Origin of the sequence: Sorangium sp. So ce693, from assembly GCF_051521375.1 — a bacterium.
In the GTDB taxonomy this organism is placed as follows: Bacteria; Myxococcota_A; Polyangia; order Polyangiales; family Polyangiaceae; genus Sorangium; species Sorangium atrum.
This window is the reverse complement of record NZ_CP150347.1, coordinates 2,237,645-2,255,047: the sequence shown is the minus strand read 5'-3', so window position 1 is coordinate 2,255,047 and position 17,403 is coordinate 2,237,645. Positions and strand designations below refer to the sequence as shown.

Annotated in this window: 15 protein-coding genes and 1 pseudogene; 10 read left to right on the top strand and 6 right to left on the bottom strand. The window is 69.9% G+C overall.

Annotated elements, in window-relative coordinates:
• Positions 1 to 19 precede the first annotated feature (19 nt).
• Together WMF14_RS08590 and WMF14_RS08585 are read left to right on the top strand one after the other, a co-directional pair.
• Entirely contained in the window at positions 20 to 922 is a 903-nt protein-coding gene (locus WMF14_RS08590) for an SDR family oxidoreductase (protein WP_437799934.1), read from the top strand.
• A gap of 231 nt (positions 923 to 1,153) precedes the next feature.
• The gene (locus tag WMF14_RS08585) at positions 1,154 to 2,038 is read left to right on the top strand and encodes a LysR family transcriptional regulator (RefSeq protein WP_437799932.1); all 885 of its coding nucleotides are present in this window, start codon (positions 1,154 to 1,156) and stop codon (positions 2,036 to 2,038) included.
• Between the two features lie 8 nt (positions 2,039 to 2,046).
• On the opposite strand, the gene WMF14_RS08580 is transcribed toward WMF14_RS08585, so the two are convergent.
• Positions 2,047 to 2,892, bottom strand: coding sequence for a ketopantoate reductase family protein (locus tag WMF14_RS08580; protein ID WP_437799930.1), 846 nt, complete (start codon positions 2,890 to 2,892; stop codon positions 2,047 to 2,049).
• Positions 2,893 to 3,356: 464 nt separating this feature from the next.
• Here WMF14_RS08580 and WMF14_RS08575 point away from each other — a divergent pair, with 464 nt between their 5' ends.
• The 4 genes and pseudogenes from WMF14_RS08575 to WMF14_RS08560 all read left to right on the top strand — a co-directional run.
• Positions 3,357 to 5,138: a hypothetical protein gene (locus tag WMF14_RS08575; RefSeq protein ID WP_437799928.1), complete on the top strand. Its 1,782-nt coding sequence runs from the start codon at positions 3,357 to 3,359 to the stop codon at positions 5,136 to 5,138.
• A gap of 88 nt (positions 5,139 to 5,226) precedes the next feature.
• Positions 5,227 to 5,376, top strand: a complete 150-nt coding sequence (locus tag WMF14_RS08570) for a hypothetical protein (RefSeq protein WP_437799926.1) — start codon at positions 5,227 to 5,229, stop codon at positions 5,374 to 5,376.
• Positions 5,377 to 5,615: 239 nt separating this feature from the next.
• The gene (locus tag WMF14_RS08565; protein ID WP_437804472.1) at positions 5,616 to 6,200 is read left to right on the top strand and encodes a hypothetical protein; all 585 of its coding nucleotides are present in this window, start codon (positions 5,616 to 5,618) and stop codon (positions 6,198 to 6,200) included.
• Positions 6,199 to 6,437, top strand: a pseudogene (locus tag WMF14_RS08560) (dihydrofolate reductase family protein); the annotation flags it as partial. The gene WMF14_RS08565 and the pseudogene WMF14_RS08560, both read left to right, overlap by 2 nt.
• Positions 6,438 to 6,562: 125 nt before the next feature.
• Here WMF14_RS08560 and WMF14_RS08555 read toward each other — a convergent pair.
• The 4 genes from WMF14_RS08555 to WMF14_RS08540 form a co-directional block, all read right to left on the bottom strand.
• Positions 6,563 to 7,009, bottom strand: a complete 447-nt coding sequence (locus WMF14_RS08555) for a DUF2147 domain-containing protein (RefSeq protein WP_272101211.1) — start codon at positions 7,007 to 7,009, stop codon at positions 6,563 to 6,565.
• A 494-nt stretch (positions 7,010 to 7,503) separates the two neighbouring features.
• Entirely contained in the window at positions 7,504 to 8,046 is a 543-nt protein-coding gene (locus tag WMF14_RS08550; RefSeq protein ID WP_437799924.1) for a hypothetical protein, read from the bottom strand.
• 125 nt (positions 8,047 to 8,171) lie between these two features.
• Positions 8,172 to 9,626, bottom strand: a complete 1,455-nt coding sequence (locus WMF14_RS08545) for a family 43 glycosylhydrolase (protein WP_437799922.1) — start codon at positions 9,624 to 9,626, stop codon at positions 8,172 to 8,174.
• Positions 9,627 to 9,769: 143 nt separating this feature from the next.
• A complete protein-coding gene (locus WMF14_RS08540) occupies positions 9,770 to 11,296 on the bottom strand; it encodes an L-fucose/L-arabinose isomerase family protein (protein WP_437799920.1) in 1,527 nt (508 codons plus the stop codon).
• A gap of 282 nt (positions 11,297 to 11,578) precedes the next feature.
• Between WMF14_RS08540 and WMF14_RS08535 the strand changes: the two genes are divergently transcribed.
• The 4 genes from WMF14_RS08535 (at position 11,579) to WMF14_RS08520 (ending at position 15,854) form a co-directional block, all read left to right on the top strand.
• The gene (locus tag WMF14_RS08535) at positions 11,579 to 12,676 is read left to right on the top strand and encodes a LacI family DNA-binding transcriptional regulator (protein WP_437799918.1); all 1,098 of its coding nucleotides are present in this window, start codon (positions 11,579 to 11,581) and stop codon (positions 12,674 to 12,676) included.
• A gap of 199 nt (positions 12,677 to 12,875) precedes the next feature.
• Entirely contained in the window at positions 12,876 to 13,991 is a 1,116-nt protein-coding gene (locus tag WMF14_RS08530; RefSeq protein WP_437804163.1) for a type III polyketide synthase, read from the top strand.
• Between the two features lie 4 nt (positions 13,992 to 13,995).
• Positions 13,996 to 14,721 carry a methyltransferase domain-containing protein gene (locus tag WMF14_RS08525; RefSeq protein WP_437799916.1) on the top strand — a complete coding sequence of 242 codons (726 nt, stop codon included), beginning with the start codon at positions 13,996 to 13,998 and terminating at the stop codon, positions 14,719 to 14,721.
• The gene (locus WMF14_RS08520) at positions 14,718 to 15,854 is read left to right on the top strand and encodes an NAD(P)/FAD-dependent oxidoreductase (RefSeq protein ID WP_437799914.1); all 1,137 of its coding nucleotides are present in this window, start codon (positions 14,718 to 14,720) and stop codon (positions 15,852 to 15,854) included. Before WMF14_RS08525 ends, WMF14_RS08520 begins: the two co-directional genes overlap by 4 nt.
• Positions 15,855 to 15,889: 35 nt before the next feature.
• On the opposite strand, the gene WMF14_RS08515 is transcribed toward WMF14_RS08520, so the two are convergent.
• Positions 15,890 to 17,395, bottom strand: coding sequence for a trypsin-like peptidase domain-containing protein (locus WMF14_RS08515; RefSeq protein WP_437799913.1), 1,506 nt, complete (start codon positions 17,393 to 17,395; stop codon positions 15,890 to 15,892).
• Positions 17,396 to 17,403: the final 8 nt, after the last annotated feature.

Genomic DNA, 17,403 nt, shown 5'->3' with positions numbered 1-17,403 from the left:
CCGAGCGTACGGTCCTCACATGACCAAGTCAATGCGAGTGTTCGTCACCGGCGCGACGGGCTGGATCGGTACGGCGGTGCTGAAGGAGCTCCGTGGGGCCGGCCACAGCGTCCTCGGCATGGCGCACAGCGATGCGGGCGCCGACAAGTTGAAGGCGCAGGGCGTGGAGGTTTACCGCGGCGACATCAGGGACCCGAGAGGCCTCGTCGAGGGCGTCCGCGCGACCGATGCGACGATCCACCTGGCGTTCCACATGGACTTCTCGGACTTCCCGAGGATGAACCAGATCGATCGCGACGCGATCCGCGCGATGCTCGACGCGATGGCGGGCACGAACAAGGCGTTTGTCGGCACGAACGGCACGCTGGTGGTTTCGAAGCCCGGCAAGGTCGCGTTCGAGGCGGACGAGTCGCCGGCGAGCTCGCCGCTCTCGGTCCGGTTGCAGGCCGAACGTCTCGTGGTCGATGCTGCGAAGCGTGGAGTGCGCGGCAGTGTCATCCGGCTGGCTCCGACGGTGCACGGCGCCGGCGACAAGGGCTTCATCGCAATGCTGATCGACATCGCGCGCGAGAAGAAAGCCGCTGGTTACGTCGACGATGGCATCCATCACTGGCCCGCGGTGCATCGCGACGACGCGGCGCGGTTGTACCGGCTTGCCGTCGAGAGCGCACCGCCGGGATCCGTGTTGCACGGCACCGCCGAGGAAGGCATCACGATGCGCGCGATCGCGGAGGCGATCAGCAAAGGCACCGGTGCGCCGACAAAGAGCGTGCCGGCCGCGGAGGCAGGCGCTCACTTCGGATGGATGTCGATGGTCGTCGGGCTCGATAACCGGACATCGAGCGAGGCGACCCGTGAGCTACTCGGCTGGAAGCCGGAGCAGCCGGGCCTGCTCGACGATATGCGCGCTCACTACTTCTGATCTGCCATGCAGCCGTCAACGGCTTGTTGGTGCCCGCTGACGACGCGCCCCGCGCCGGGTCAAGATCGCCATCCTGAAGATGGCCTGCTCGTGGGCGCACCGGCGCCCCCTCCGCGTTCGTGTGCGCGAGCGGGAGGCGACGGTCGCGGTGAATGTCTCCTCCCGCCGCTGACCTGAGGTGCAGCCGACGATGACGGCCGCCGCGACTCGTGCGAGGGTCGTTTTGCGAAGATGAAGACCAGGACCCCCTCGTGGGACGACCTCCGCATCTTGCTCGCGGTCCACCGGGACAAGAGCTTCCTCGCCGCCGGCAAGGCGCTCGGCGTCGCGCCTTCGACCGTCGCTCGCCGCGTCGAGGCGCTCGAGCGCACGCTCGGACGCCCCATCGTACATCGCGCCAACGATGGTACGCGGCTCGACGCTCACGCGCTCCGGCTGGTGGCGCTCGCCGAGGAGCTCGAGCTCGGGCTCGCATCGCTCGTCCGCGACGGGGGCGACGCAGCGGTCTCGGGCACGGTGCGCGTGTCGCTGCCCGAAGGCTTCATCCGTCCCATCGTGCCGGCGCTCGCGCGGCTGCGCGCCAAGCACGCCGCGCTGGCCGTCGAGCTCATCTCGGAGTCGCGCGTCGCCGATCTCGCGCGCGGAGAGGCCGACGTGGGCATCCGGATCGTCCGCTCCACGTCGCCGTCGATCGTCTCCAAGTTCCTCGGGCGAGCGAGCACCGGGCTGTTCGCGTCGCGCGCCTACGTCGACCGGAGGCTCCCGGGCGCGAAGCTCCCGCGCGACCTGGCCGGGCTGCATGAATGGGTCGGCTTCGACAACTCGCTCGATCGCCTGCCCCATCAGGTGTGGCTCCGCGAGTACGGCGCGAGCCGCTTCGTGTTCCGCTCGAACTCCGCGATCGCCATCGAACAAGCGGTGCTGGAAGGGATGGGCATCGGCCTGCTCAGCGAGATGCAGGGCAGGACGTTTCCCGGCCTCGTGCAGCTCGATCTGGAGGCGTCGCCTCCGCACGTGGACGTCTTCCTCGCCTTTCATCGCGACGCGAGGAGGACGCCGCGAGTCCGGGTGGTGGTGAAGGAGATCGAAGCGGAGACGCGCCGGCAGCTCGGCTGAGCTGGACGCTACGGCCGGATGGCCAGGAGCGGGGCCGCGAGCTGGGGAGCGGCCGTGTTCATCATGTCGATGAGCATCCGGGGCTCCGCGGCCCCGAGCCTGCCGAGATCGCTCGACATCTTCGTGCGGCTCATCATCCAGAGCAGCGCCGTCACGACGACGCGGGGGAGCCTCGCCGACACGCCGATGGCCGTCGGGAGGATGGCGTTGCCGTGGGCGCGCACGATCTCGAATCCGGCCGCGAAGGCACGCGCGTGGGTCGCGGCTTCCTCCCACGTCACGCCCGCGCCGCGGGCATGGACGATCACGCCGATGGACATCAGCGGCGCGACCATCGCCGCGTGGCTGCGAAGCCAGCTCTGCATGTCGCGCTCGACGACCGTGGGGACGCCGGCCGCGTTGAACAGCTCCGCCACGTCGGCGTCGTCGACCGTGGTGCCCGCCCGCACCTGCGGGTGAATCCGACCGTCGATGAGGAGCGTGAACACGCCGCCCGGGAACCCGAAGCGGAATCGCTCGGCCCCGACGGCGTCGCGCAGCGGCTCCAGCCGCTCGAAGGTGTTGAACATGAACATCACGCGCCGCGCCGCGCTCGCGCGCAGGGCCGGCAGCACGGCCGCGACCTGCGGTGAGAGCACCGTGACGAGCACGAGGTCCCACGGCGTGGCGGCGTCGAGCGAGGAGGCGACCGTCACGCCTGCGCGTTCGCCGTCGCCTCGCACGATGGCCCGCTCCTCCTCGAGCCAGCGGAGGCGCGCGCCGCGAGCCACGACCGTGACGTCGTGCCCAGCCCGCGACAGATGCCACGCAAACGTGCTCCCGATGGCGCCAGGCCCCAGAATCGCGATCTTCATGGCAGAGAAGATACCCATGGGCGCTGGCGTCAGGAACGCATACCCATGCCGATCGGATCTGCGAATTTGCAACATGACACTCACGGCGCACGGCGCGGTGGCGCTCCGCCCGCGACCCGGCGGCGAGGCTCCGCCATGAGCTGCGGCAAGAGGCGTTCCTGCCATCGAAGGTGCACCAGCCGGCGCCGCGGCGGCCCGGCGCGCCGCTCCCGGGAGCGGCGGCGCCGGAGCCGCCAGCCCCGGCGCGCTCCAGCCTCCCTCCCGTGGCTCGTCGCCGACGCAGCGCCCGCGCCGACGAGACTGCACAAGTGCCAGAGGAGCAGAAGTCGATGCATTGCTGCACACTCCTGCTGCAAGGAGTGGCCATCTCCGGTCTCGGAGCTCGGCGCGAAATGCATTAGGGTCGATCGGCAGGTCGAGGCGTGGAAGGGCGCCAGGCTCCGGCGCCGGGTGGGAGCAGCGCGATGAACGAGATCAATTTCTACAAGCTTCCGCGTGCCATTCAGGACGGCGTGATCGAGGCGTTCCGCGGGCGGTTCGCGCCGGCGCCGATCGTCAGCCGGTTCGGGACTCGGCACACCATCGTGGCTTGGCTCGCGGTCAGCGCGGCGGCGGGCCTCCTCCTGGCGGCGCTCTGTGCGGCCGGCTTCGGCGACGTCAACAGCGCTCTCGCGCTCCACCCGACGGCGGCGGCCGCCGCGTACGTGCTGCTCGCCGCGACCACCGTCATCGGCGTGCTCCGGGCGCTCGCCTACAACGCCGACCTCATCACGCTGCCGTTCACGCCCGGCCTCTTCGTCTTCCCCGCGAACCTGGTCGACGCGCGCGACCACAGGCTCCGGGTCTTCTCGCTCGCGGAGCTCTCGCGCGTCGCGGCGACACCTCGCGGCGCCGTGGTCCTCACGTTCGGCGGCACGCAGCACGCCTTTCCCCTCGAGGACCCGTCGCGCTCGGGCGACGTGATCCGGGAGGTCGAGGCGGCGTGCAGCCGCATGAAAGCGAAGCCCGACCCCGCGGAGCTGCGCCGGCTCGATCCGTTCGAGCCGCCTGCCATCGAGAGCCCGTTCGCGTCGCCCATCCCGCTCTCGCGCGAGGTCCCTGGGTGGCACAGCTATGCATGGCTCCTCGCGGCCGCGGTCGGCGTGGCCCTCGGCCTGGGGCTCTTCGTCCTCCGCAACCGGATGAGCGACGCTCGGATGTACGCCGCGGCGCGGGAGCGCGACGACGTGGCCGCGTACCAGAGCTACCTCACGCGCGGCCGCGGCCACGGGGACGCCGTCTCGCAGGTGCTGCTGCCGCGGGCCGAGCTGCGCCTCGCGGCGGCGAGAGGCTCGGTGGAGGCCATCGACGACTTCATCCGCGCCTACCCGACGACGGGCATCCAGGCCGAGGTCGCCGCGGCCCGCCGCGCCGCGCTCGCCGCGGAGCTCGAGCGGGCGCGGGAGGTGGGGACGCTCGCGGCGCTGCTGGCGTTCGCGGAGCGCTATCCGAAGCACGGCCTGGACAAGGCCTTCAATGACGCCAGGCACACGCTCTATGTGCGCGCGCTCGATCGGTACAAGAGCGAGATGCCCGAAGGGAGCGAGCAGAACGCGGATTTCGCGCGGCGGCTCCTCGCCTACGCGGAGCGCGTGGGGCCCAGGAGCACGCCGCAGGGCCTCCGCGGCCCTGCCGTCCAGGTCCGCTTCCGGCGGCTTCCGTCGCAGGACCTGGAGCGCGCCGACGATATCGTCCGGAAGATCCCGATGTTCAGCGGCGGTGCGTCCCTGCCCTCGCGCTACGTGGACGCGACCCGCCTCGATCCCCAGGAGAAGCGGACCGCGACGGCCCTGGCGGAGGGGCTCGCGCGGGGGTTCCAGCCGGAGCTCGTCACCTTCGAGCCGGGCCCGCCCTTCGAGGGCTCCGCAGAGGAGCAGCTCTCGGTGACCTCCCCCTCCCTCGTGGTGAGCTATCGCGTCGAGCCGTCCGGGATCGCCCATGCCAGCAAGAAGCCGCAGATCATCATCATGGGGCTCAAGTTCTTCTTCAAAGCAGAGTTCATCCTGCCCGGAGACGCGGAGCCGCTGCTCATGAGCCACAAGAGCGCGCGGCGGGTCCCGGCCGGGCTCATCCAGCAGCAGACCCCCTCCCCGCGCCCTGGGATCCTCGAAGCCATCGTCTACGAGGCCATGATGCGCGAAGCCTTCATCGACGTCGGAGAGCGCTACCTCGCCAAGTGGTTCCGGAAGCGCGACGAGCCCAAGTGAGGTTCGACGAGCGTAGCTGTCCGGTTGACGCTCCACACGAAGCCTGCGAGGCTGGTATCCTCATGACGGATCGAAGATCACCCGCGCCGTGGCGCTGCTCGGCGCCGAGAGCCGGATATGCGGCATCCAGCCCGCGGTGGCCAGGGCCATGACGGCTGTGGACGCGGCGCCGGCCGACGCGAAGACCTACAGCACGATGCGGAGCGCGCTCATGTCGGTGATCCGCCCCTCGCGCTGAGCGCCGCCGCGTCAGGGGGCGATCTGCGACAGCGCCGCTCTCGGGCGTGCGGACCAACGAGCGAACGCCCCGGACAGCCGATGGCCGGACGCGGCCGAACGTCGAGCTCACGAACATCGCTTGGCTCGCCGGCGGGGCTGCCGGGGCTCCGGCGCCCGGGAGCAGGGCACCTTGCGGTGTCGCGCGATGTTCGATATCGTCGATCGTCGGCAGAAGCAGCGCCTCAACCACCAGCAAATATGGCTAACTACGTCTCTCCTCATCCCGGGCTCGAGGGCTCCGGGACCGCCTTCGCGTCGGTCGCCGCGGCTCTCGGGGCGCACGGAGACATCGGGAAGAAGGTGCTCTCGACGCTGGGCGTACCTGAGCTGGTCGCGGGCGAGTGGTACCCGCTCCAGATGCTCCTCGACCTGCTGAAGGGCGTGGCCCGGGCGAGCGGCGACCATACGCTGCTCGCCATCGGGAAGGCGCTCGTGGATCACGCCGTGTGGCCGGCCATGCCGCCGACCATGGTGGACGCCCTCCAGATGATCGACGTGGCATACCACATGAATCACAGGCTTGACGGAGAGGTGATGTTCGATCCGGCGACCGGCGTCATGCGGGAGGGGATCGGCCACTATCGCTGTCATCCGGAGAAGCACCAGATCATCATGGTCTGCGATACGCCTTATCCCTCGGAGCTCGATCGTGGGATCCTGCTCGGCACGGCGCGGCGAGCGGCGTCGCGCGGGGTCAGGCCGCGCGTCGACGTCGTGCTCGACGAGTCCCGCCCGTCGCGGAAGCACGGCGCCGACTCCTGTACCTACCGCGTCACATGGTGAGCTCCCAGGCGAGGATCTGGGGAAGGCCGTTCAGGAGCTCAAGCGGGGATCGGGTAAGGGACTGTTCGTGGGAGGCGTGAAGCTCCCGCTGGCGGAGCTGGGATTGATCGACGAATACGAGCTCGTGGTGCACCCCAGGCTAGCGGGCCATGGCCCGGCGTTGTTCGCGGGGCTATCGAAGCATGTCGACTGAAGCTCGTGAGTCGGCTGGAGCTCGGCTCGGGGGCGGTGGCGATGACCCTCGGTGCGCCTCTCGCGTACCACGTCGCCGCCGTGCGGACACATCCCCAGCAGCAACCCCACGGTCGTGAGAGTCGCACCGCACATCCCACGCGCCTCACCTCACTCGTTATCTAAGGATTTTACTTCTTCAGCCAGGTCTGCGTCCTGCCGAGGAGGGAGATGCCCAAAAAGCCGCGCACCTTCAGCTTCTTCCCGCCCTCGATCGCCTCGAGCTTGCAGCTATAGGTCTCGCCGTTGTTCGGATCGAGGATCGTACCGTCATCGTACTCGTCGTCATCGCGGACCATGTTCCTGATGATGACGAGCCCCACGATGGGCTTGTTCTTGTCGGCCCCCTCACAGGCGGTGCAGATCTTCGGCTTCCCCTTCTCGTCGAGCGGCTGCTTCAGGCTCACGATCTTGCCGAAGATCTTCCCGCCCTTCTCGTAGATCTCTACCACCGACTGCTCGACCCCCTGCTCATCGATCGTCCGCCACTGGCCGGTCACAGGGAGAGGGTCCGCGAGCACGAGCGACGTGGTGAGGGAACAACCCAAGGCGGCCCAAAGAGCCAGGAACCTTTTCATGTCGTCAGAACTCCTTTCATCGGTCTACGAAGCCACGGCGTTCGGCCCTGGCGTGGTGCTTGATCCGCATGTCGGTGTGCGCCGCTGAGCGCAACATGCCTTGGAGGGGGACGGGGCGCCGCGCCGTTTGTTCATCGGGCCGGGGAGAGCGGCGGCGGGAGGCAGGGCTCTGGTCAGAGGGGGAGCCGGACGGTGGACATGGCCCCTCTCGCAGCAGCCCTGCGGCGCGGTGGACGTCATTTTTCCCCCGAGGGTACCGAGCGGGCTCGTGGAGCGCAACGGCGCCGTGCGGCGGCGCGCCGGGACGTTTGGTGGCCAGCAAACGGTTGATTCTACGGGGCCGGATCCCGTCGTGGCCAAGCTGAACATGGCCCGCGCCTCGGCCGCGCGCGTCCGTCCGTTGTGCGCCGGTGCGCTCCCGCCGACCGAGGTGGTCATGTAATGTTCTCTATGTCAACCAGCGCATGCAGCGTGGCTGTACGGTGGGACGGTCACTACGAGGAGATTCGCCTTCGGATCGCATTTGGATTTCCTAGCCCCTCAGCCTGCCACGTACCGTCGTTCGATGGATCGCGCACGGCGTAGCCCAGGCGGCCGGCCATCACGACGATCGGGTCGCTCTCGTCCCAGCCGTAGCAGGCCTTCACCGCCGCGACCGCTATCGCGATCGATGGCGCAGCTGGCCCAGGGACTACCTCGGCCCATCCAGTCCGGTTGCTCAAGAAGAAGGTGATGGATGCGTTCCGAGCGATCTCGGCGAGCAAGGGGATGAGGGAGACCAGGCGTTGTTCGCTGGAATAGGGATTGATGGTGTCGTGCGCGGAGAGGATGAGGTGCTCGGCGGCTCTGCCGTGCGGCACGGGGCGGACGAGCATACGAAAGAAATTCAATGGGCTTTCGAGGCCGGGCACCCGGACGAGGGACTCGTCGTGTTGGACCAGCAGCCGACCCTCTTCGTCGGCCTCCATCCCCCAACGGAGACTCGGAGGAAGGAGAATCCCGAATCTCAGATGCTCGACGCGCGCCTTGAAGGTCATACCCCGTCTCCTGCAGGTCGGCCGCCCCACGCACCGGCTTCGCTCCGCCCGTCCGTGATCGCCACGCGCACTCGCCCCGCCGCATCAGCCGAACGTACATGCTCTTCGCGCGCGTGTGTCGCGTTTCACGCCGGCCGCTCGCGGCCGAGGCAGGTCCGCCGGAGCCAGGATCCGTCCAGCGAGACGACGCCGCCCTCGAAGCGGATCGGGGCGGCGAGCAACGCGCGAAAGGCCTTGTATCCCACCACCCCCCGGCGGAAGGCGTGAAGGAAGATGTGGTGAAGCCCGTCGGGGCCGATCGCCACGGACGGGTGCCCTGGCCCCCACCATTCCGCGCTGGAGCTCAGGAGGACCTCCGACGACTTGCGGTAGGGCCCCGTGGGCGCGTCCGCCACGGCCGCGCCGATGCCGTAGTGCGCGGTCGAGAAGTCGTTGCCGGCGTAGAGCAGGTGATAACGCCCGCCCTCCTGGGTGATCCAGACGCCCTCGATGAGGTGCGCCTCCCAGGGCTGATCGTTCTCGAGGATGACGGCGGGCTCCCCTTCCAGCGAGCGGCCGTCCGTCGACAGGCGCTGGGCGTGGATGCGGGTCCTGAGCGCCCGCGCGATCACGGCGATCTCGGCCGCCTCCGCGCCGCGCGCGCGCGCCCCGAGCTTCTCGAGCCGCTCCGCGAATCCCGTGAACTCCGCCGTCGCCGCCTCGATCAGGGGCTGCAAGACGAAGAACTGCTCCATGGGCTCGAGGGTCTCCGCCCACGGCCACAGCGTCAGCGCCAGGACCGCGGTGCGCTGGTCCTCCGGGGCGGCGAAGAGCTCGTTCACCCTGGCGGGCTCCCGGTGGAGCAAGGCGGCCAGCTTGCGCGGCCACACGCCGTTGTCGTCCTTCTTCCAGACCAGCCAGGGCGCGCCGCGGGCGTCCACGAGGATGTGGGCGTCGATCACGTCCCCGGTGACGATCGGCGCTTCATCCGCGTTGAACGGGCCATCCGGGCCCTCGGATCTGGCGAGGCCGATCGCCAGCGAGCGGTCCTGCATGCGGGCCGTGAAGCAGAGCCAGTACGCGTCCGCGACCCGGTGCATCTCCGGAGCCCAGAAGTCTGCCTGGTTGGGGCCGGTCAGCGCCCAGGCGGGCGCGCGTCCCTCCGGGAAGACGAACCCGGTCAGCTGCCAGGTGACCAGATCGCGAGAGGCCAGGATGGGAAAGGCGTTCGGCGCGTCGTTCGAGGTCACAAGCAAGCGCCATTCGCCCTCGCCCACCCGCACCACGCAGGGGTCGCCATAGCCGTAGAGGATCTCCGGCGCGACCGGCTCGGTCAGCAGGGGTCGCAGCGTCGGCCCGCCGTTCCGCGGCGGCGGCGGGGTGCGGGCCAGCGGCATGCGGGCGCCGAAGTCCCGCGCCAGCGCCTCGAAGAGGTCGAGGTAGTCCGGCTGCTCCGCCCGGGCGAGCGCATAGCTCCGCGCGCCCTGCCCGGGCTCGATCACCCGGAAGCCGCGGGGCCCCTGGACGTCGACAGCGATCTCGAAGGCGAACGGCGCGCCGGGCGGCGTCCGCAGGCGCAACGGCGTGGCTTCGGCGTTCATGCGGCGGGCTCCTCCGTGACGTCGGCGATCGGGACCAGCGACGCGCGCCCGCCCATGCCGGACGCGCTCGGTCCCGGCGTCACCATGTCCTGCCACGCGCCGCGCGGGTGCGCTCGGCGAAGGACGAGCTGCGCGGCGCGACCTCAGAGCTCGCCCACCTGGCTGTGCTCGTGGAAATCAACAAGCGCCTGGCCGCCGCGGCCGAGGCCCGCCTGGGCATTGATGTAGGGCACCGCGTCTCGAATCGCCTTCATCGTCAGCCCGATGTTCTTGTGCGTCCCGACCACGAGGGCGGTGTGGTGCTCCACCGCCCGCTCGGGCTGCGTCAGATAGCGAAAGAGCTCCTGAATGCGCGGGATGTGGATGCGGCCGCGCGTGCCGAACGTGTCGATGCCTTCCTCGCTGACCCGGCCCACCCCGCCGTAGAGGAACACGCTGCCTTCGCGCGCGTTGGTGCAAGGTCTCAGGAAAGCGCAGGTGCCCGCCTTGAGCTCGCCGTCGACCGCGCCCCAGGTGTTCTCCGCGCCGATGTCGGCCTGGGTGGCCAGGATCTCCTGGCGGGTGATGCGGGCGCCGGGGCGCATCACGCTCTTGGCCCAGACGCCGCAGTGGAAGAGATCCACCTCCTCGCGCTCGTCATCGTACATGTTGTTCCAGTCGCCGAGCAGCGGCACGAGCCCGGAAGCGCACTGGAGCATGTACATCCCCATCCAGCCCGCGATGTCGGTCTCGCAGGCGGCGGGGATGAGCTTGTCGGAGAGCATGCTCATGCAGGTGCAGGGCATCACGCCCACCTCTCCGCCAATCTGGTACTTCTGCATCTCCGTCCAACAGCGCACCGCGATGCCGTCGAGGTCATTCTCTTTCACGAAGCGATCGAAGACGACGCCCATCCGGGCGATCGCCTCCAGCGAGGCGCGCGGAACGTCAGCCGCCGCCATGTAGCCGGAGACCGCTTCCAGCTGAGTGGATAGCTCGCGCGGCGAGACCTTGCGCATCTGTCGATCGAGCGCGATGAGCTCCAGGCCGACCGTGCTCAGGCCGATGTGCCCCAGCAGCTCGGTGGAGACGTTGGTGACCGTCTGGAACGCGTCGGGCCCCGACCCCACGAGCCCGAGGCGCACGCCGCGGCCCCGGCGACGGAACTTCGATGCCACTACGCAGCTCGCGTAGAAGGCGTGGAGATCGTCCGCGAAGGCCGCCGAGCTCACGGCCTCGCAATGCTTGGACGTGAGGGTGTACGGGTAGCCGATGTGGCGGAGCGCGTTGGCGGCCGAAAAGCGCCCGCACGCCCCGTCCCGCCGGCCCTTCTGTCCCATGCGTCCCAGACCGCGCACGTCAGGCTCTGTGTGCAGCAGCACCGGCACATCGAGGTCGGCCAGCCGCAGGAAGTCCCGGATCCCGTTTTCATCGGAGAAATTGTACATCGAGCAGATGACGCCAATGGCCCCGCCGCCGTCGGGATCGCGGCGGTACTGCTGGGCGACGCCCGCGGCCGCGCGCGCGTCGGCGTAGGTCTCGACGTTGCCGAGATCGACGTAGCGCACGCGCTCGCCGAGCACACGGCCCACCGCCGACTGGGTGGCTTTCGCTCCCTCCTCGGCGAACTCCGTCGGAAAGAAGCCCCGGTTGCCCATGAAGCCCAAAATCACCGGTTCACTCTGTGCCATTGCTGTCTCCTGGAGCAGGCGGGCCCGAGCCAGAATGACCCTGGACCTCCGCCAGCGCTTCGACACCGCCGAACGACCCTTCGATCGGGTGGATCCGTGGGATCGCGGCCATGGCTCCCTCGCGCGCGGGGGACCGCCAACACCGACCGCGTATTCCGCTTCAATACTATGCATGTCCGTGCTAGCGTCAACAGCTAATCCGAATTAGCTAAAGGGAGCGCGCGCTTGAACGATCCCCCCGACCCCGACCCCCCGCACGTGCCCGGTCTGCGTCCGATCCGTATGAAGGACATCGCCGAACAGCTGGGGTTGTCCCAGACCACGGTGTCTCACGTCCTGACGGGCAAGCATGCGAAATTTCGCATCAGCGCCGCCACGGTGGAGCGGGTCTGGGCGCTGGCCCAGAAGCTGGGCTACCGGACCAACGCCATGGCCCAGGCGTTCCGGGAGCAAAAATCGTACGCCATCTCCCTCGCCGTCGAGGACCTGTCGAACCCGTTCTGGGCCGGGATAGCCGTCGGCGCCGAGCGCGAGGCCGAGCTCCACGGCTACACCCTCGTGGTGAGCCACCTGGCCGGCAACGCGGGGCGCCTGCGTCGCGCGTTGCAGCTCGTGCACGAGTCCCGGGTGGATGGGCTCATCGTGTCCCCGATTTCCGGAGGGGACTGTGATCTCATCGCGGCGCACGAGCAGGGACTTCCCTTCGTGCAGATCGACCGGGCGGTCCCGGACCTCGACGTGGCGTGCGTGCGCACCGATCACGCGGCCGGTTCGGTGCTGGCGCTCCGCCACCTCCTCAGGCACGAGGATCGGTCGCTCGTCTACATCGGCGGCCCGCTCGACATCGCCACCTACCGACATCGTCTCGACGGGTTCCAGGCGGAGTTGACGCGGAGCGGCGTCGCGGCGGCGGCCATCGAGGAGTTGAAGGAGGCCACCCCGGAAGCGGCCGAGGCGCGCATGGTCGAGCTCCTCCAGCGGCTGCGTGGACCTCTGGCGGTCTACGCAGCCAATTTCTGCACCACGGTCGGGACCCTGCGGGGCATCCGCGCCGCCGGCCTCTCCGTACCCGACGAGATCGATGTCGTCGGATTCGATGACATCCTGATGGCCGATCTCTTGCGCTATCCCGTCGCGACAGTCGATCAGGACGTCGGCGGGATAGGGCGCGAAGCGGTCCGGCTGCTCCTTCAAAGGCTGGCGGGCGCCGAGGTCGCGCGAGAGGTCCTGCTCCCCCCTCGCCTCACCGCGCGAACATCGGACGTACCGCGCAGCGAGGGGCGAGCTCGCGCGCGGAGCGCGCGGAGAGGCGACGGCTCACCGGAGCCATCTCGGCGATCCAGGAGCGGCGGTCCCGGAAAGAACAAGAAGTCCAACTAGAACGCGAGTTGGCGTGCGCTCGGAATCGGCCGTCACGTCCGCCCGGAATACGCAGTCGGCAGCTGCGGAACCAGCAGGGTCGACGTTGCGGACGCCACGCTCCCCCGTCCGTCGGTCGGCAGCGCGACTCCGCAGATGGCATGCTCCGTGCCTGCTTCGTGCGAGCGTGATCAATATTAACGACTCACGAAGAGGCCTGGTGCACGGCGACGATGCCTGCCGAGGCTCGGACGCGAAGGGACGGCCGCCGGTAACCGCCTACATCAACCGCATTGCCACGGCCGTGCCGCCGAACGACGTGCACTCCTCCTTTGTCCGCTTCGCGAGGACGCTGTTCAGCGACGAGCGCAGCCGCGTGCTGTTCGGGCGGATGGCGGACAAGGCGCAGATTTCACACCGGTTCTCCGTGCTGGCCCCGAGCGACGAGGTGGGCGGCGCCTCGATCGACGCGGGGCGGTTCTACCTGCGCGGCAGCTTCCCGACGACCGCGGACCGCATGCGTTTGTACGAGAAGCACGCGCCGGAGCTCGCCGCGCAGGCCGTCTCGGGCCTCGATCTCGGGACCACGGCGCGCCGGATCACCCATGTCATCGTGACGTCGTGCACAGGCTTTTCCGCGCCGGGCATCGACCTCGATCTCGTCGAGCGCTTCGGCCTCGATCCATCGGTCGAGCGCACGACGATCGGCTTCATGGGGTGTTATGCGGCGATCAACGCGCTGAAGCTCGCGCGGCATATCGTGCGGTCGGCGCCCGAGGCGCGCGTGCTCGTTGTGAACGTCGAGCTGTGCACGCTGCACCTGCAGGAGGCGATCGCCATGGATCAGATGCTGTCGTTCCTCCTGTTCGGCGACGGCTGCGCCGCGGCCGTGGTCAGCGCCGAGCCGACCGGGCTCGCGCTCGACCGGCTGCACGCCGTCGTGGTGCCCGGGACGCGCGAGCTCATCACGTGGAACATCCGCGACCTCGGCTTCGAGATGTTCCTGTCCGGCCGCGTGCCGGGCGCGATCGACCGGGGGCTCAAGGCCGCCGCGGGCGCGATCCTCGACGGCGCCGCGCCAGGCGAGATCGACCTCTGGGCGGTGCACCCCGGCGGGCGGTCGGTGCTCGACGCGGTCGAGCACGCGCTCGAGCTCGGGCCGGACGCGCTCGCGGCGTCGCGCGACGTGCTCGCGCGCTTCGGCAACATGTCCTCGGCGACCCTCATGTTCGTGCTGCAGTCGATCATCGCTGACGCGCGGCCGGGCATGCGCGGATGCGCCATGTCGTTCGGTCCAGGTTTGACCGCCGAGACGATGCTGTTCCATACGGACTAGACCGATGAGCGCCCTGGACTTCTCGCGTCGATCCACGCTCGACGAGCTGATGGATACCCAGCCCGTGGGCTTCGAGGAATTCCGCGCTTGCCTGGTCGATCTGGCGCGGGTCAACCGGCTGACGCTCGCTTACCGGCCGACGCTCGCGTTCCTCGATCGCCTCGTCGAGCGCGGCCTGCCCGAGGACCGGCCGCTGGAGGTGATCGACGTCGGCAGCGGCTGCGGCGACATGCTGCGTCGGATCGACGCGTGGGCCAGAGACCGCGGCATCGCCGTCTCGCTCACCGGCGTCGATCTCAACCCGTGGTCGCGCCGGTCGGCCGCCGAGGCGACCCCGCCGGGCCGGCCGATCACCTGGGTCACCGCCGACGCCTTCGCCTACGAGCCGCCCGGCGGCATCGACGTCGTGTTGAGCTCGCTCTTCACGCATCATCTCGCCGATCCGGCGGTCGTCCGCTTCCTCGCCTGGATGGAGGCGAAGGCGCGGCTCGGCTGGTTCATCAACGATCTGCACCGCCACCCGCTGCCATATCACTTCTTCCGCCACCTCTCGCGCCTCGCGGGCTGGCACCGCTTCGTGCAGCACGATGGGCCGGTGTCGATCGCCCGCGCCTTCTCGGCCAGCGACTGGCGATCTCTCATCGCCGAGGCCGGGCTCGATCCGCGCGCCGTCGAGGTTCGATGGTGGATGCCGTTCCGGCTCACCGTCGGGAGGCTCAAGGTCCCGTGAACGACGCTGTCGTCGTCGGAGGAGGCCTGGCCGGGGCGGCGGTCGCGCTGCTCCTCTCGCAGGCGGGGCGCGAGGTCGCGCTGATCGAGCGCGAGGCCGGCCCGGCGGACAAGGTCTGCGGCGAGTTCCTGTCGCGCGAGGCCGCGCTCTACCTTGCGTCGTTCGGGCTCGATCTGCGGGCGCTCGGCGCGGTGCCGATCGAGGCCGTGCGCCTGGTCGAGCGCGATCGGGTCGCGGCCACGGCGCTGCCGTTCTCCGCGCTCAGCCTGTCGCGCCGCGTGCTCGACGAGGCGCTGCTCGCGCGCGCCGCGGCGGCGGGCGCGTCGATCCGGCGGGGCGTCCGGGTCCAGACGCTCACGCGGGCGGGCGCGGGCTGGGGGGCGCGGCTCGAGGACGGCAGCGCGATCGAGGCGCGCGCCGCGTTCCTCGCGACCGGCAAGCACGACGTCCGGGGCCTGAGGCGACCTTCTGGGCTGCAGGCCGATCTCGTCGCCTTCAAGCTGCACTGGCGGCTGTCGCCGCGGCAGGCGGCGGAGCTCGACAGGCACGTTGAGCTCGTTCTGTTCGAGGGCGGGTATGCCGGCCTGCAGCCGGTCGAGGGCGGTCGGGCGAACCTCTGCCTCCTCGTCCGCAAGAGCCGCTTCGCCGCGCTCGGGCAGCGCTGGGACCGCCTCCTCTGCGCGATGCGCGAGGGGTCGCCGCACCTCGACGCGCGGCTCGCAGGCGCGGAGCCGTGCCGGGCGCGGCCGCTCGCGCTCTCGACGATCCCGTACGGCCATGTCCAGCGCCGCGCGGACGGGATATGGCGCCTCGGCGATCAGGCGGCGGTCATCCCCTCCTTCTCCGGAGACGGCATGTCGATCGCGCTGCACAGCGCGCGGCTCGCAGCCACCGCGTACCTCGAAGGGGCGAGCGCGGAGGCGTTCCAGCGTCGGCTCTCGCGCGACGTGCTCGGACAGGTGCTGCTCGCGACGGGCCTCTCTCACGGCCTCGTGCGGCGGCCCGGCCAGGCGGCGCTCGGCGCGGCTGCGCGCCTTTGGCCGGGCCTCATGGCGGCCGTCGCCGGGCGCACGCGCGTGCCCGAGGCGGCGCTCGTGCGCGGAGGGCTGCCGGTACCTGCGAGCGGCCGCTAGCTCAGGGCAGGCCGCTTCACGACGAGGAGCCTCGGTCAGTCGGCGGGCGGGATGAAGAGGCCCGGGCAGGGCTCGTCGCCGAAGACCCTGGTGCCGAGCCGGTACATCGTGATCTTCGGGTTCGGCGCCCAGTTCCAGCTGCCCCCCGCATGGGAGTAATCGTTCGACTGGTTGAACGCCTGCCAGCTCGACGCGTGGAACGCGATGTTGAACCGGTCGGTGGAGGACGAGGGATCGACCGAGAGGAACGGGAAGCGCACGTCGAGGTAATGCGTCGCGCCCGCGCAGCCGCCGCCGGGCACCTCGTGGAAGCTCATCTCGAGCTCGCTCGAGCAACCCCAGCACGTCGCCTCGAGCGAGCCGGGCGGCTCCTGGCTGAAGTAGTACCGCACGGTCGAGCCCGCGAGGTACACGCTCTCGCTGCCCGTGTTGCGCACCTGGATCCCGGGCGTCACCCAGCTCGACTGCGGCGCGTGGGAGTCGTACAGCACCTCCAGCTGGCAGTCCGCAGGGCACGACGTGGTGCTCTCGCCGCTGCTGCAGACGCCGTCGCCGCAGGAGCAGTCGCTCGCGCACGAGGCCGGGCTCTCGAGCGGGCCGCAGGCGCCGTCACCGCAGGAGCACACGTCGGAGACCGTACGCTCGCACATGGCCTGGATGGCCCGGAAGGCATAGGTCACGTCCTCGCCGCGGCACGCGTCGTCGGCGCAGGTGAACGGACGCACGCAGTCGCCGTCCTGCACGAAGTCGCGCTCGCCGCGCACCAGGATGCCCACGAGCTCCTTCGTGTTCGTGTCGAACACCCCGGACCCGGAGTTGCCCACGAACGTGTCCAGGTTGCCGACGAAGAAGTCGAGGCTCGGCGCGTTGCTCCGGACCGCGGCCCCGTCGGCCAGCTTGAGCGGCAACCCGCGGGGGAACCCGTGCACGACGAGCGGCGTGCCGATGGCCAACGGAGCGCTCGACACACGCACCGCGGCGGGCGTCCGCCCCACCACCGGCCGATCGAGGCGCACCACCGTATAGTCCGCGCCCCGCCGGTCCTGGTAATAGGTGATGAAATCCACGCAGCCGTAGACGTCATCGCTGGTGATCTGGCCGAGCTGGCCGGACGGCGTCATCGCATAATCGAAGACGAAGCGGCTGTCGCGGCAGTTGTTGATGCAGTGCGCGGCCGTGAGCACCAGGTCGTCGTCGATCAGCGTTCCGCTGCAGTCGGCGAGCGCCGGCTGGGAAGCGAAGCGCTCGTCGGGGCACACGTCGTCGCGCTGCGCCCATGTGGGCCCGGCGATCTGGATGTTGTTCGGGTCCGAGTCGTCGACGGCCGACGCGGGGATGAGCGCCACGGTGAAGTCCAGCGCCCGCGCGGCCCAGGCGGGATCCGCGTACGTGAAGGGCTCCTCGCGGTCATCCTGGCCATAGATGACCTCGGAGCGGGCCTCGCCGGCGGCCTCCTCCCCGGCAGGCGCCGGCGCCGCGCACCCCGCGGCAGCCCACACGGACGACAAGCCAGCAGCAATGATGAAGCGGTTCGCTCTCATGACAAGCT